We start from the raw sequence: 14,810 nt of genomic DNA on the forward strand, positions 1-14,810 counted from the left end.
ACCACATCTGAAGGCGTTTGTCAGAAAAATCCTGATTCGCGCCGGGTCATCACCGGAGGTTCGCTCCGTCGATGCGTGGCGGATGAGTACCAATCGGCGTGGTGGGAGTCAAGCTCTCAACAACAAAACCTCAAAACTTCCGTCGCCGGCAGGTTGCACGGCCGCTCTGGTCGAGTATTGTGTGGCCATTGCGAGCGAGGGGGCTCGCCAAGCAGCACCGCGAACGGTGCCGCTCACAGAAGCCTTCGCGTTCGCGACAGCGGCACCGTGTGGGGCGCTCTTACATCATAAGGGTGCCCGCCACTCGGCGCGCTCTTGGTTGGCCTGGGTCGACCAGGCAGGTCCTTTGGACTTGGGGGGAGCATGAACGAACAGACTGCTTTGCGAGTGGACGTTGCGGAGACAACGGCGCCGGTCCTTCAGAAAGAGTACCGGTCCGGAGTCCACGCCAAGCGACAGGATGACGACGGCGGGTGGGGGCTGGTCCTGATCGGGCTCGACGCTCCGCCGCGGATCGTGAGCCTCATGGACGGCGCCGTGATCGGCAGCGCCGCGCGCGACGGGCGCATCGAGGGCCACGGGATCGCGCCGGAGCACGCGAAGATCAGCGTCCGTTCGGACGGTTGCTACATCGAGGACATGGACACCCACGACGGCACGTGGGTGAACGGCGTCCGCGCCCGGCGCATCGGCGTGATGCACGGCGACGTGGTGCGCCTCGGGCATCAGCTCGGGGTCTTCGTCGAGCGGCACCTCGCGCTGTACGACGGCGCGCCGTCTCGGCTCGGCCCGCTGGTGTTCGGTTCGAAGCAGCGCAAGGACTGGATCGACCCGGTGATGAAGCTCGTGCAGTCGGGCTCCAGCGTCTGCATCGAGGGCGCGCCCGGGGTCGGGAAGCGGACGCTGGCTCGCCTCGCCGCAGCGGTGCGCGAGGGCCTGGGTGAGACGCTGGTCGTCGATGGCAGCGCCGAGACGAAGCCGGCCATTCCGCCGGGCGCGCGACCGATGACATGGCTCGTCCTCGACGCCGATCGCCTGCCGCGCCCGCAGCAGCTGGAGATCGCGCACTCGGTCGGTCGCTCGAACGGCGTCAGCATCATCGCGACGACCGGACAGCCGCTCGACCGTGCCGCCGGCGACGGGCGCGTCGCGCCGTGGTTCGCTTCGCTCTTCTCTGGCAAGCGGATCACGATCCCGACGCTCGAGATGCGGCGCGAGGACGTGCCGCTCATCGTGCGCGACATCGCGGAGCGCAACGCGATCGGCCTCGACCGCTTCACCCCGCAGCTCCTGGAGGCGCTCGTCCGCGCCGGCTGGCCGGGCGGCGTGCCGCAGCTCGAGTCGGCCATCGTGACCGCAGCCCAGGCTGCGCCGGACGGTCCGCTCTCCGTCACGCCGATCGCGGGGTCGCTCGCGCGCGGCCCGCGGGTGAAGCCAAACCTCCCGCCCGCGACGGATCCTTCGCTCGCGCGCGCCCGCCTCGAGGACGCCCTCGCCCGGGCCAACGGCTCCGTCGCGTCGGCTGCGCGTGCCCTGGGCATGTCGCGGCAGGCGATCTACCGCGAGGCCGACCGGCTCGGCCTCGACATCGCGCGCCGCAGGGTCCCGCGCGGCTGAGTGACGCCCGTTTCATGCCCGGGAGCCTCGCGTCGCGCCAGCGCGGGGGGCTCTCGGCGCGCTCGATGACGAAGCGCCAGCGCGCGCCAGGCGGATATCCAGGCGCGGATCTTCAACCGTAAAATCCGAGAGACGTATGGCTGACGATCGATCCCTCCTCGGGGTCGACGCACTGCTCGTAGTGCAGCATCTCGCCGCGCGATGACGGCGGGAGCGCGCGGAGCAACGTGTAGATGGGGCCGAGGCCGCAGACGCGACGGCTGGCGAGGTCCCGAGCGACGTCGACGAAGAAGCCCGGCGCGTCGATCGACGTCGCGCGCTCGATCGAGGCGAGATCGCGGTCGCGCAGCGCCGTCCGCTGCCGCTCGTCCAGGGGCGCTGGATCACCGAAGCGCGGGCCGACGTGGGCGAGGTCCGCTCCTGCGATGACGAGGACGCGACCGGGGCGCTTCGCCAGGGCGTCGCGGAGCGCCCTCAGGAACGACTCGGCGCCATCGTCTTGCGCGGGGTCGCGACGCCGCGCCTGACACTCCGAGAGGCCGCAGAGGATGGGTACGATCGACGCCGCGCGGCCGCCAAGGAGGTGCCGCACAAACACGGCCTGAAACTCGATCGAGTGCTCGTTCTTGTGCAGGTACTGGTCCTCGCGCACGTCGAAGCGGCTCGCCGCCGCGAGCTCCGCGATCATCTCTCGATCCGGCTCGAGAGGACCGAGCGGCGTCGCGAACGTCTTCTCGCAGACGGCGTACGGACGGCGCATCGCCGCGTGCGACGTCCCGAGCAGAACGAACGTGTCGACCTGATCGAGCCCTGGACCCGCCAGCGCCTGCTCCAGCGCGGCATAGGCATGCCCGTAGCCCGCCGCGGCGCGCCAGAGATCCATGTGCGGCGCGCAGAGCCCGACCATGCGTGCTGGCGCGCTTTGCGGCGCTACAGCGCGCGTCGCTCCGCCCTGCGGCCGCGCGACCCGGAGGCACTTTCGCTCGATGAAGTCAGCGAGCTTCCGTCGATCGCCGTGGTACGCGCCGCCCGCGTGCGCGGCCATCCGGATCGGCGCCGCGTCGAACGATTGCACGACGCTCCGCCGGCGCGCGTGGAATCGCGGGCTGTCGAGCATCCACGCGCGTTCCAGCTCGTCGGCCAGCTGCGACACGTGGGCGGCGTCGACGTGCTGGCCCGTCGACCGGGCGACGTCACGTGCGATCTCGTCGATCGGTCGCCTCCCGTCGAAGCGCGCGAGCACGGCAGCGCTCGCGGCGGGAACGACGACCGGAGACGGCGCGATGCCCTCGGTGTCGCGCAGCATCAACGCGCGGCCATGGCGCTCATCCTGGATGACGACGATCTCAAGGGCTCGAAGCTTCGGGCGCAGCACCGGCATCCAGCGCGAGAATAGCGCGTGCGCGCTCGCCGCCCAGCGCGCGGCCTCGCGCATCTGAGAACAGCGCCGACGCCCCCGCGGTCGCGGCGGCAGCTCGCTCCAGAACGGACAGCGTTGGTGCCCTGCGTCAGAGCGCCCGTCAGGATGGCGGATTGCTGCTTCGCAGCGGCGCCGCGTGGCACTAGGGTCGCTGCTCGAAGCTCCGCCCTGCTCCGCACCCCTCCCCTGGCATCGCGGCCGCTTCGGGCTGGCAGTACGTCCGATCACCACGAGAGCGCCTCCGAACGAATGCGTCGAACCACGCCCCTCGATCCACCCGTCCGTGAAGCCGATCTGCTCACCGAGCTTTCGGCCGTGTACCGCGAGGCGGAAGAGGTCTTCAGTGGCTGGACGTGCGAGGCCTCGACCGAGTGCTGTCGGTTCGGGATCACAGGCCGCGAGCCGTACGTGACGTCCGTCGAGCTCGCTGCCGTCCGGCGCGCGATCGCGGCTCGCGGGGGCCGCCGAGCGCTCGAGGGGATCGTGCGAGCGGACGGGGCGGAAGCACCCGGGCCGGGGGCGTCCGCCGGCGGCCCGAGCCGGCGACGCGCGCTGCCGCAGGCGTCGGAGCGGCGGTGCCCGATGCTCACCGACGCCGGACGCTGCGCGATCTATGCCGCGAGGCCCCTCGGGTGCCGCACGTTCTTTTGTGATCGCGCCTCCGCTGGATCCCCAGTCCGCCACCACGACGTGACCGGGCTCGTCCGCAAGGTGCAGGAGATCGCCGCGCGACACGAGCCGGGTGGCGACCTCGGCCGTCCGCTCACCCGCGCCCTGGCGGAGGCTGGGCCGAGCGCCGCGGGCGCGCCGCCCAGGGCGAGCAGCGCGGCGCGCGCTCGCCGCGGCCGCTGAGGCCTGCCGCTCAGGTCCGCTCGACGGCCATCACGCCGGGGATCCGCTGCAGCCGCCGGATCACGCTCTTCAGCTGCGCGAGGTCGGAGCACAGGAACGTGAACGTGTTCATCGCCCGACCGTCGTCTCCCGCGCGACAGGTCGCCTCGCTGATGTTGATGCCCTGCTCGTGGAACGTGTGGCCGACCGTCGCGAGGATGCCCGGCCGGTTCGCCGTCATCACCTTGATCTGCACGGGGCGGTTGATCTTCGCGCGCGAGTCCCAGGAGATCTCCACGCGGCGCTCCGGGTCCGTGTCGAACGCCTTGGCGCAGTTGCGGCGGTGGACGGTGATGCCGCGGCCGCGCGTGATGAAGCCTACGATCTCGTCGCCTGGGAGCGGGTTACAGCACTTCGTGTAGCGGACGAGGACGTCGTCGATGCCGTTCAGCCGGATGCCGTGGCTATCGCGCCCGGTGACCTTGCGGACGAGCGACTCGATGCGCCCCTCCTTGATCGACTCGGGCGGCGGGGTCGGCGTGCCCTTCTCGTTCTCCTTGGGCGTGGGCGCGAGGAACTCGCACACCGCGCGGACGCTCACCTTGCCATACCCGACCGAGATGAAGAGCTCGTCGGCCGAGGTGACCCCGAAGCGCTCCATGACCTTTCGCAGCTCGCCCTCGTGCTTCGTGAGGCGACTCAGGCTCATGCTGCGCTGGTGCATCTCCTTCTCGAGGAGCTCACGACCGAGCTTGAGCGACTTCTCCCTCTGCTCCGTGCGCAGGTAGTTGCGGATCTTCGAGCGCGCGCGGCTGGACGTGACGTAATCGAGCCAGTCCTTCGAAGGGTGCTGGCTCGGGTTGGTCATCACCTCGACCACGTCGCCGTTCCGGAGCTTCGAGCGGAGCGGGACGATGGCGCCGTTGACCCGCGCCCCCGAGCAGTGCTCGCCGACCTGCGTGTGGATCGCGTACGCGAAGTCGATGGGCGTCGAGCCGCGGGGGAAGACGCGCACGTCCCCCTTCGGCGTGAAGACGTACACCTCGTCCTGGAACAGGTCGACCTTGACGCTCTCCAGGAACTCGGCCGGATCCTTGAGCTCCTTCTGGAACTCCATCAGCTGGCGGAGCCAGCCGAACCGCGCGGCGTCCTTCGGGTCGATGCCGCCGGAGTTGTTCTCCTTGTACTTCCAGTGCGCCGCGATGCCCTGCTCCGCGACGCGGTGCATCTCGTGGGTGCGGATCTGGATCTCGATCCGCTCGCGCCCGGGCCCGATGACCGTCGTGTGCAGCGACTGGTACATGTTCGGCTTGGGCAGCGCGACGTAATCCTTGAAGCGGCCGGGTACCGGGGTCCACTGCGAGTGGATCACGCCGAGCGTCGCGTAGCAGTCCGCCACCGACTCGACGAGGACGCGAAACGCGATGACGTCGTAGACTTGATCGAAATCGCACTGCTGCGCCTGCATCTTGCGCCAGATCGAGTAGAGGTGCTTCGCGCGGCCGGTGACGTCGACCGCGAAGCCCTGCTCCGCGAGCTTGCCCGCGAGCACCTTCGAGACCTCGTGGATGTACTTGTCCCGCTCCTTCGCTGTCGTCTTGACCTTCTGCGAGAGGTCCGACCAGGCTTCCGGCTCGATGTACCTGAACGACAGGTCCTCGAGCTCGCTCTTGAAGCGCGCGATGCCGAGGCGGTTCGCGAGCGGCGCGTAGATATCCATCGTCTCCCGGGCGATCCGGTCCTGCGCCTCGGGCTTCATGAACTCGAGCGTCCGCATGTTGTCGAGGCGGTCGCACAGCTTCACGAGGAGCACGCGGATGTCCCGCGCCATCGCCACCAGCATCTTGCGGAAGTTCTCGGCTTGCCGATCTTCCTTGGAAGCGAAGTTGATCTTCGAGAGCTTCGTCACGCCGTCGACGAGGAACGCCACCTCTTGGCCGAAGCTGTTCTCGATGTCGGTGGTCGTCGCGAGCGTGTCCTCGACGACATCGTGCAAGAGCCCGGCGCAGACGCTCGCCGTGTCCAGCTTGAGCTCGGTGATGATCGCGGCGACGCTGGCCGGGTGGGAAAAGTAAGGGTCACCGCTCTTGCGGGTCTGCCCCTTGTGCGCGTCAGAGCTGTAGGCGTAGGCCCGGGCGATGAGATCGACGTCTGCAGCCGGCTGATAGGTCCGGACGCGATCGACAAGCTCCGTCAACGTCAGCATGAAGAGTTCGGCGGGCGCAATGCGCCCCCTCCCTTTCGCACGCTAACACCGCGATCTAGACCCCGCAATTGTGTCACCATGCGCTGCGCGCGCGCGCAGAGTAAGGTGCCCAGGCGCGTTGCCCGGCGCAGGGCACGCGCGCTCCGCCGCGCGTCCTCGTCGCCATCCACGCCATCCACGCCATCCACCTCGTCCTCATCCTCATCTCGGTTCATCTCGGAGTTTCCGCTTCGCCCGCTTGCGTCGGGTCGAATGTTGCTGCGGATTCATGAAAACCATGGAGCCGATCACCGTCTACGTCCACTTCCCCTGGTGCCTCAAGAAGTGTCCCTACTGCGACTTCGTGTCTTTCGCGAAGGCGCGGGAGGCGATCGACCACCGCGGCTATGCCGACGCTGTGCTGGCCGAGCTCCGGAAGCGGGAGGATCTGCTGGGCGAGCGCGAGCTCCGGAGCATCTTCTTCGGCGGCGGGACGCCGTCCTTGTGGGAGCCGGACGAGATGGGCAGGGCGCTCTCGGCCATCACCGCGGCCGCCGGCCGGCTCTCGCCGGACCTCGAGGTGACCGTCGAGTGCAACCCGACCTCGCTCGATGAGCAGCGGGCCCGAGCGTTCCGAGCGATCGGAGTGAACCGGCTCAGCGTCGGAGTTCAGGGCCTCGACGTCGAGCGCCTCCGGTTCCTCGGGCGCCTGCACGACCCAGACGGCGGGCTCGGCGCGCTCTCGGCGGCGCTCCGGTCAGGGATGCCGCGCGTGAGCGGCGATCTCATCTACGGTGTCGCGGTCGGAACGGTCGAGGCGGCGCGGGAGCAACGCCCCGAGCACGCGGCCGCCGAGGCGCGCGCCGTGGCCTCGACGGGAGTGACCCATATCTCGGCGTACAGCCTGACGGTCGAGCCCGGCACCTCGTTCGGAGAGCTCGCGCGGCGCGGTCGCCTGCCGCTCGCCGGAGACGATGGCGTTGCAGACACGTTCTTCGCCATCGACGAGGCCCTCGAGGCCGAGGGGCTCACCCATTACGAGGTGTCGAACTACGCGAGGCCGGGTCACGAGGCGCGCCACAACCTGGGTTACTGGCAAGGCGTCGACTACCTCGGTCTCGGGTGCGCCGCCTACGGGACGGTGTCGCGCCCGGATCCGCGCTGGGGCCTGCGCTCGGCCGGCGCGGAGGGCCATGACGGAGAAGCGTTCGCGGTCCGGTACCGGAACATCGTGAGTCCAGAACGGTACATGGCCGCGACGGCCGAAGACGGCGAGGCGATCGCCGTGGAGAGCGAGGAGCGGCTCGAGCCGGAGACGCGGCTGTCCGAGCGGATCATGCTCGGGCTGCGGCTGCGCGAGGGGCTCGATCTCGAGGCCGCCGCGGCGGCGCTCGGGGTGCCGGCGTGGCCGCCCTCGCGGCGGAGGGCCGCGGAGCGGCTCGAGCGCGCCGGCCGCCTGGAGGTGGCGGGCGGGCGGATCCGCGTCCCGCGAGCCGCCTGGGTCTTCGCCGACGGCATCGCGGCCGACCTGTTCTGAAGCAGCGCCGCGAGGGCGTCGCATGGGCGCGCGGCGCTCGCGGTGGACACCGGGCCGGGAGCGCGCTCCGATGAGCGTCCCATGAGCCGTTTGCCTACCGTCGAGGACATCCGCGGCGCCGCCGCGCGCATCGCGCCCCACGCCCACGTGACGCCCGTCATGACCAGCCGGACGATCGACGGCATCGCAGGGGCGCGCGTCTTCTTCAAGTGCGAGAACCTGCAGCGGGTCGGGGCGTTCAAATTCCGAGGCGCGTGCAACGCGGTCCTGTCCCTCTCGGACGAGGAGGCGCGGCGCGGCGTCGCGACCCACTCCTCGGGCAACCACGCCGCCGCGCTCGCGCTCGCGGCCCGCATCCGCGGCATCGCCGCGTACATCGTCATGCCCGAGAACGCGCCCGCCGTGAAGCGCGCCGCCGTGGAGGGCTACGGCGCCCGGGTCGTGAGCTGCGCCCCCACGCTCCGGTCGCGCGAGGAGACGGTCGCCCGCGTGATCGCCGAGACGGGCGCGATCTTCGTCCCTCCTTACAACGACCCGCGCATCATCGCCGGCCAGGGCACGGCCGCGCTGGAGCTCGCGGCCCAGGTGGACGATCTCGACGCCGTGGTCGCGCCCGTGGGCGGCGGCGGGCTGCTCTCCGGGACCGCCATCGCCACCGGCTCGCTGTCGCGCGCGCGCACGATCGGCGCCGAGCCCGAGGCCGCGGACGACGCGGCGCGATCGATGCGCGAAGGGAGGATCCTCCCCTCGAACGACCCGGTCACGATCGCCGACGGCCTCCGCACTTCGCTCGGCGAGCTCACCTTCGCGGTCCTGCGCGAGCGCGGGGTCGAGATCGTCACCGTGAGCGAAGACGACATCGTCAAGGCGATGCGCGTCGTCTGGGAGCGGATGAAGCTCGTCATCGAGCCGAGCGCGGCCGTCCCGGTGGCGGCGGTCCTGCGGCGCTTGGTCCAAGGGGCGCGGATCGGCGTCATCGTGAGCGGAGGCAACGTCGATTTGACCCGGCTCCCGTTCACCTGAGCGCGATCGGGCGCTCCAGCCTACCCGCGAGGGCACGCTGGCGCTCCCCGCGCTCACGTGCCGCGCCGCTCTCGCGCGAAGCGCAACGTGGCGCGTACAGCGCTCGGCCCTGGGCCGGACGGCGCCGCTGCGATCGACCGCCCTTGCGCGTCGAGGATGCGCGAGCCGCCCTGGCCGTCGAGCGCAGGGCGGGAGGGCCCCCAGTTGGCGTTCACGATCGAGATGTGATGGCGCCGGGCGAGCACGGGCAGGAGATCGGCGCGCATGTCCCCTTCCCCGGGCGAGTCGACCCACGCCGTGGGGAAGAGCAGCAGATCGGCCTCATCGAGCGCGTCGCCCGCGTCTTCGGAGACGAAGTGAACATCGAAGCAGATAGCGACGGTGAGCTTGACGCCGCGCAGCTCGAGGACCGGCGTCCCGAGATCCCCCGGCGCCGCCCAGCGCTCCGGGAACCACGGATGACGCTTGCGGTAATGGCCCACGCGCCGTCCGTCGCCGTCGAAGACGAGCAAGCTGTTGTAAAAGCGGCCCCCGCTCGCCTCGACGAGGGGGCCGGCCAGCGCGATCCCGTGCCTTCGCGCGAGCTCGGCGAGCCGCTCCGCCGACTCCCCGTCGATCGGCTCCGCGAAGCGGCGCAGATCGCTGTCGCCCCGCGGCGAGACATAGCCCGTGAGGATGAGCTCGGACAGCAGCACGAGGTCTGCCCCCGCAAGCGCTGGCGAGCCGAGGAGACCGTCGATCTCGGCAAGCGCGCCCCCTCGGTCGCCGAAGCGCTGCGGCAGCTCGAGCGCGACCACGTCGAGGGAGCGATCGCTCAAGGGCACGACCGGACGCCCCCGCGGCGCGGGCACGCTCGCGCGTCGCCCGCCGGCGATCCGGTCGCATCGCCCCGGACAGCGCACGGCGAAGCCACGGGGCGCCTTCGGCTCAGCGGTGGTTCCGCGCGACCTGGAGCTGGTGGAGGCTCACCGCCAGGTCGACCTGGCGGCGAAGATCCGAGGCGATCCAGGGCTTCGTGATGATCCGGAACGCCGCGCTCTCCCGGGAGATCTTCTGGATCTGCTCGACGTCGGTCGGCGCGCAGACCAGCACCGGGACGTAGCTCAGCCCCTGCCGGCGCAGCTCGCGCAGCAGCGCGAGCCCGCTGAAATGAGGCATCCGGTAGTCGGCGACGACCACGGCGGGCGGCTCTTTCACCGCGGCCGCCAGCGCGCGGCGAGGGTCCCCGAAGGTGCGGACCTGGTAGCCGGAGCGGAGCGCCCGATCCATGAGGTCCAGGTTGAGCTCCTCATCGTCGACGGCGTAGAGGAGGGCTCCTTGGCCCCGACCACTCGAAGGTGGCGGCATGCTGCCGGAGTGCGGGGCATTGCCCATCAAGCGCGAGGGTATCAGACCTCGTCCTCCTGCACCACGCGCTCAAGCCGAGGCGATCTGGTTGCCTGCATCACGCCCAGCGAAGGCAGCCAGGCGCGCGACACAGCGGGAAGGCCGGCAGATGTGGGCGCCGCTTCGCCCCGGCGCCCGATCTCGCGTCGCTTCAGCGAGCCTCGAGGCGCCGCGAGCGATCAACCTGGACCGGCAGCGGCGTTCACGATCCACTCCGGCGGCGTTCGGCGGTAAGAGATCAGGGGATGCCCGCTCGCGATGGATTGCTCGAGGTCGGCGCGCTCGTGGACGGCCGGTATCAGGTGCTCGGCCACCTCGGGAGCGGCGGCCATAGCGTCGTCTACGATGCGCGCCAGATCGTGACCACCCAGCGCGTGGCGCTCAAGCTGCTTCGGCCCGAGGTGCTGCGGCGCTCGCGCGAGTCGAGCTCCCAGGAAGCGCGCTTCGAGCGGGAGATGCAGGTCATCGCCCAGCTGAGCCACCCGAACATCGTTCGCCTGCTCGACGCCGGGCGCCTGCCCGAGGGCGAGCTCTACCTGGCGCTCGAGTACGTCGACGGCGAGACGCTGACCGCGCGCTGCCAGCGCACGAGGGGGGTCGAGCCGAACGAGGCGAAGCGGCTGATGCTGCAGGTGCTCGACGCCATCGGCTTCGCCCACGAGCGCGGCGTCGTTCACCGCGACCTCAAGCCGCACAACATCATGGTCGCCGGGTCGGGCAAGCGGACGCACGCCAAGGTGCTTGATTTCGGCATCGCCGCGCTCATCGGCGAGGCCCGCTCCGCCGACTACCGCGCGCTCACCCCCACCGGAGAGTTCAACGGGACCCCGGCCTACATGGCCCCGGAACAGCTCGTGCAGTCCACCCCGACCACAGCGGCGGACATCTATGCATGGGGGCTCACCTTTCTCGAGTGCCTGCTCGGCGCGCCCGTGATGCACGAGGCGACGGTCGCCGAGGTCATCTTCCGCCAGCTGAGCCCCGAGCCTGTGCCGATCCCCCGCGCCCTCCGCGGCCACCCCCTCGGCGCGCTGCTCGAGCAAGCGACCGCCAAGTCACCGGTGCACCGCTTCCGGTCCGCCCGCGACGCCTACGAGCTGCTGGAGGCGTGCGACGTGTCGGGGATCCCGTGGCCGCTGCCGCCCGATCCCGGCCACGCCGCATCGGTGAAAGAGCGCGGCGGCGCGCTGGAGCAGCGGGCGATCGCGACGCGACCGGCGCGACGGGTCGAGGCCGAGCAGGAGACCCAGCTCGTGCCCTCCGAGCAGAGCGAGGCCGAGCAGGAGACCCAGCTCGTGCCCTCCGAGCAGCCCGAGCTGCCGCCGAGCACGGTGCGCAAATCCCCCGAGCAGCAGCGGCAGGACGAGCGGCTCGGCGCCGCGCCGACGCTCGCGATCCCAGGCCGCAATGTCGCGCCCGCCGCGGCGCCGGCGAGGCCGATCCGCAACGCGTCGATCCACCTCGGCGCCTCGGGGAGCCCGCCGACGGCGCCGGCGACGAACTTCACGTCCCGCCCCAGCGTCGCTCCCGGGACGCGGCCGATGTCCACCACCGGCCGCGGCGAGCGCCGCCAGCTCACCGTGCTGGTCTGCGGGCTCGCCGGCGCCGAGCGCATCGCGGATACGATCGACGGCGAGGCGTTCCACGAGCTCGTCCAGATGTACCAGGCCGTGTGCGCCCAGGTGATCGGGGAGCAGGAGGGGGTGTTCCTCCGCTCCCCGGGCGAGGAGACGATCGCGTATTTCGGCCACCCCGTCGCGAGGGAGGACGACGCCCTCCGCGCCGTGCAGGCGGCGCTCGATCTGGTCGAGCACATGTCCAGCCTGAACACGCGCGAGCTCGTGTCCGTGCCGCTGTCCGTGCAGGTCGGCGTGCACACCGGGATCGTCGTCGTGGCGGACAGCGACGCCGCGCCCTCGCTCGCAGGCCCGACCTTGAACGCCGCGACGCAGCTGAAGGCCCACGCGGAGCCCGGCACGGTGCTCGTGAGCCGCGCGACGCTGAAGCTCGTCGAGGGCTATTACCACGTGGACGCGCTCGGCGAGATCAACCCGAAGGAGGGGCGCCAGCCGATCGAGGTCTTCGCGGTGCACGGGCGCACGACCGCGCGGGACCGGCTGGACGCGAGAATGCAGCACGGGCTCACGCCACTCGTCGGGAGAGACAGCGAGCTCGACGAGATCGCGGCCCGGTGGACGCGGGCCGCGGGCGGCGCGGGGCAGGTCGTGCTGATGACGGGCGAAGCGGGGATCGGCAAGTCGCGGAGCGTGCGCGCCTTCCGCGATCGGCTGGCCGGGACGCCCCACCTGTGGCTCGAGGCGCGCTGCTCGCCGCAGCTCCAGAACAGCGCCTTCTATCCGGTGATCGAGCTGCTCAACGCGCTGCTCGCGGGCGACCGCGAGCGCGCGAGCACGCTGAGCGGCGCCGCGCCGTCGACGGAGCGCGGCGCAGGGCTCGGGCCGCGCGAAGACCGGCTCGCGCGGCTGGAGGAGCTGCTCGCCGAGGCGGAGGCGGGGCCGCTCGCCGTGCCGCTGCTCGCCGCGCTGCTGTCGATCCCGACCGAGGGACGCCACCCCGCGCCGGCGCTCACCCCGCAGCGCCAGCGGCAGGAGACCATCTCCTCGCTCCTGCAGCTCTTCCTCGGGCTCGCCGATCGGCAGCCGCTCGTGCTCACGGCCGAGGACCTGCACTGGGCCGACCCGTCGACCCTGGAGCTGCTCGGCCGGCTCATCGACGAGGGGCGGCCGTCTCCGCTGCTGCTGCTCCTGACCGCGCGCCCGACGTTCGCGCCTCCGTGGCCGGTGCGTTCGCACTTCACCCAGATCTACCTCGCCCCGCTCAGCGCCGAGCGGATGCGGGCGCTCGTCCAGCAGCTGGCCGGCGCGTACGCGACGAGCGGCGCGCCGGGCATGAAGGCGTCGCTGCCAGACGAGGTGATCCGGACGCTCGCGGAGCGCAGCGATGGCGTCCCGCTGTTCGCCGAGGAGCTCACGCGCATGGTGGTCGAGTCGGCCTCCGCGCAAGCCGCCGCAGGGGAGTCGACCGGCGCGCCGAGCGCCGCGCGCCAGGGGGTGGGCGCGCTCGAGATCCCGACCACCCTCCAGCACTCGCTGACGTCGCGCCTCGATCGCCTGGGCCCTGCCAAGGAGGTCGCGCAGCTCGCCGCGGTGTTCGGCCGATCGTTCGGCTACGAGGCGCTCGAGCTGTGCGCGGCGGGCAGCGCGGGCGCGGAGCCGCTGCTCATGGCGTCGAGCCCCGAGGCGCTGCGCGAGGCGCTCGCGCAGCTCGTCGACGCCGAGCTGCTCTTCCAGCGGGGGCGCCCCCCGCGCTCGACGTACACGTTCAAGCACGCGCTGGTGCAGGACGCCGCCTACCAGTCGCTGCTCCGCGGCACCCGGCAGGTGTACCACGCGCGCATCGCCGCCGTCCTCGCCGAGCGCACCACGAATACGCCGCCCGAGCTGCTCGCGCGGCACTACACCGAGGCCGCGCTGATCGGCCCCGCCGTCGCCGCGTGGCAGCGGGCGGGCGAGGCCTCGCTGTTCTCGTCCGCGCACGCCGAGGCGATCAGCCAGCTCAGCCGCGGGCTAGAGCTCCTCAAGCAGCTCCCGGAGACCAAAGAGCGGGCGCGCGACGAGATCACGCTGCAGACCACGCTCGGCGTCCCCCTGATGATCACGCGCGGCTACGCCGCCCCGGAGGTCGAGGCGACGTATGCGCGCGCGCACGCGCTCTGCCGCGAGGCGGGCTCCTCGCCGCAGCTCTTCCCCGCGCTGTGGGGGCTCTGGATCTTCTTCCACGTCCGCGGCGACTACGCGCTGGCGGAGCAGCACGGCGAGCAGCTGCTCGCGCTCGCCGAGAGCACGGGCGACGCCGGCATCACGCTGGGCGCCCACCAGGCGCTCGGCGCGACGCGCTTCCTCCGAGGGCACCTCCGCGAGGCCCGCGACCACTTCAACAAGGTGCTCGCGCTCTACGATCCCGCGCGTCACCTCCCGCTCGCCTTCCTCTTCGGCCAGGACGCCGCGGCGTTCTCCCTGTCTCACCTCGCCTGGATCGCGTTCCACCTCGGCGAGCCGGAGCGCGCCAGGGCCTCGGTCGACGAGGCGATCGCGCTGTGCGAGGAGCTGAACCAGCCCGTGAGCCGCGGCTTCGTCGAGCACTTCGCGGCCGTGCTGTGCTGCCTGCTCGGCGATCTCGCGGGCGCGGAGGCGCACGCGCACGCGCTCAGCAAGCTCTCCGGGGAGGTGGGCATGCCCCACTGGGCGGCGCTCAGCCAGATCGACGTCGGCTGGGCGACGGCGGCGCGCGCGGCCGAAGGGCCGGCCGGCGAGGCAGCGCGCGCGCGGTATGCCGAGGGCGCCGCGCGCATCCGCGGAGGCCTGGCGATGCTGACGGGCATCGGCAGCCGCGTGTCGCTCAGCTACTGGCGGTCAGCGCTCATCGAGGCGGAGCTCGGCGCGGGCAACGTCGACGAGGCGAGCGCGCTGCTCGCCGACACGCTGGCCTTCGTCGAGAAGAGCGACGAACGCTACTTCGAGCCAGAGCTCTACCGTCTCGAGGGCGAGATCGCCCTCGTGCGCGGCGCGCCGACGGCCGCGGAGGCGCGGGATCGGGCCGAGGCGGCCTTCCGGCGCGGGCGCGAGATCGCGGAGGCTCAGGGCGCGCTCGGCCTTCAGGCACGGCTCTCCGGGCGCCCCGCGGCCCGCCCCTGAGCGGAGGGCGGGGCGCTGGAAGAGAAGAAGCGGCGCGCCTCGGCGGACGCGTGAGGCGCGTCCGGCCGCGAGGCGACGGCGGGAGACGCCGCAGGA

The 14,810-nt window shown here is 71.7% G+C and carries 9 protein-coding genes; 5 read left to right on the forward strand and 4 right to left on the reverse strand.

The window, feature by feature from the left end; all coding sequences use genetic code 11:
* The first annotated feature begins 387 nt into the window (after positions 1-387).
* Complete coding sequence (locus WMF45_RS21685; protein WP_437301585.1) at positions 388-1,617, forward strand: FHA domain-containing protein; 1,230 nt, start codon at positions 388-390, stop codon at positions 1,615-1,617.
* A gap of 112 nt (positions 1,618-1,729) precedes the next feature.
* On the opposite strand, the gene amrB is transcribed toward WMF45_RS21685, so the two are convergent.
* Entirely contained in the window at positions 1,730-3,268 is a 1,539-nt protein-coding gene (amrB, locus tag WMF45_RS21690; protein WP_437718763.1) for an AmmeMemoRadiSam system protein B, read from the reverse strand.
* Between the two features lie 18 nt (positions 3,269-3,286).
* Between amrB and WMF45_RS21695 the strand changes: the two genes are divergently transcribed.
* Positions 3,287-3,889 carry a YkgJ family cysteine cluster protein gene (locus WMF45_RS21695; RefSeq protein WP_437718764.1) on the forward strand — a complete coding sequence of 201 codons (603 nt, stop codon included), beginning with the start codon at positions 3,287-3,289 and terminating at the stop codon, positions 3,887-3,889.
* 10 nt (positions 3,890-3,899) lie between these two features.
* Here the strand turns inward: WMF45_RS21695 and WMF45_RS21700 are convergent, their stop codons facing one another.
* Positions 3,900-6,074, reverse strand: coding sequence for a RelA/SpoT family protein (locus WMF45_RS21700; RefSeq protein ID WP_437718765.1), 2,175 nt, complete (start codon positions 6,072-6,074; stop codon positions 3,900-3,902).
* Between the two features lie 268 nt (positions 6,075-6,342).
* On the opposite strand from WMF45_RS21700, the gene hemW reads away from it, so the two are divergent.
* Positions 6,343-7,590: a radical SAM family heme chaperone HemW gene (hemW, locus tag WMF45_RS21705; RefSeq protein ID WP_437718766.1), complete on the forward strand. Its 1,248-nt coding sequence runs from the start codon at positions 6,343-6,345 to the stop codon at positions 7,588-7,590.
* 81 nt (positions 7,591-7,671) lie between these two features.
* The gene (locus tag WMF45_RS21710) at positions 7,672-8,613 is read left to right on the forward strand and encodes a pyridoxal-phosphate dependent enzyme (protein ID WP_437718767.1); all 942 of its coding nucleotides are present in this window, start codon (positions 7,672-7,674) and stop codon (positions 8,611-8,613) included.
* A 53-nt stretch (positions 8,614-8,666) separates the two neighbouring features.
* Here WMF45_RS21710 and WMF45_RS21715 read toward each other — a convergent pair whose 3' ends face one another.
* Together WMF45_RS21715 and WMF45_RS21720 are read right to left on the reverse strand one after the other, a co-directional pair.
* A complete protein-coding gene (locus tag WMF45_RS21715) occupies positions 8,667-9,437 on the reverse strand; it encodes a carbon-nitrogen hydrolase family protein (RefSeq protein ID WP_437718768.1) in 771 nt (256 codons plus the stop codon).
* Positions 9,438-9,540: 103 nt separating this feature from the next.
* Complete coding sequence (locus WMF45_RS21720) at positions 9,541-9,987, reverse strand: response regulator (RefSeq protein ID WP_012236479.1); 447 nt, start codon at positions 9,985-9,987, stop codon at positions 9,541-9,543.
* A 257-nt stretch (positions 9,988-10,244) separates the two neighbouring features.
* On the opposite strand from WMF45_RS21720, the gene WMF45_RS21725 reads away from it, so the two are divergent.
* Positions 10,245-14,714 carry a protein kinase domain-containing protein gene (locus tag WMF45_RS21725; protein ID WP_437718769.1) on the forward strand — a complete coding sequence of 1,490 codons (4,470 nt, stop codon included), beginning with the start codon at positions 10,245-10,247 and terminating at the stop codon, positions 14,712-14,714.
* Positions 14,715-14,810 lie beyond the last annotated feature (96 nt).

It is taken from the genome of Sorangium sp. So ce448, from assembly GCF_051520915.1.
Taxonomy (GTDB): Bacteria; Myxococcota_A; Polyangia; order Polyangiales; family Polyangiaceae; genus Sorangium; species Sorangium cellulosum_B.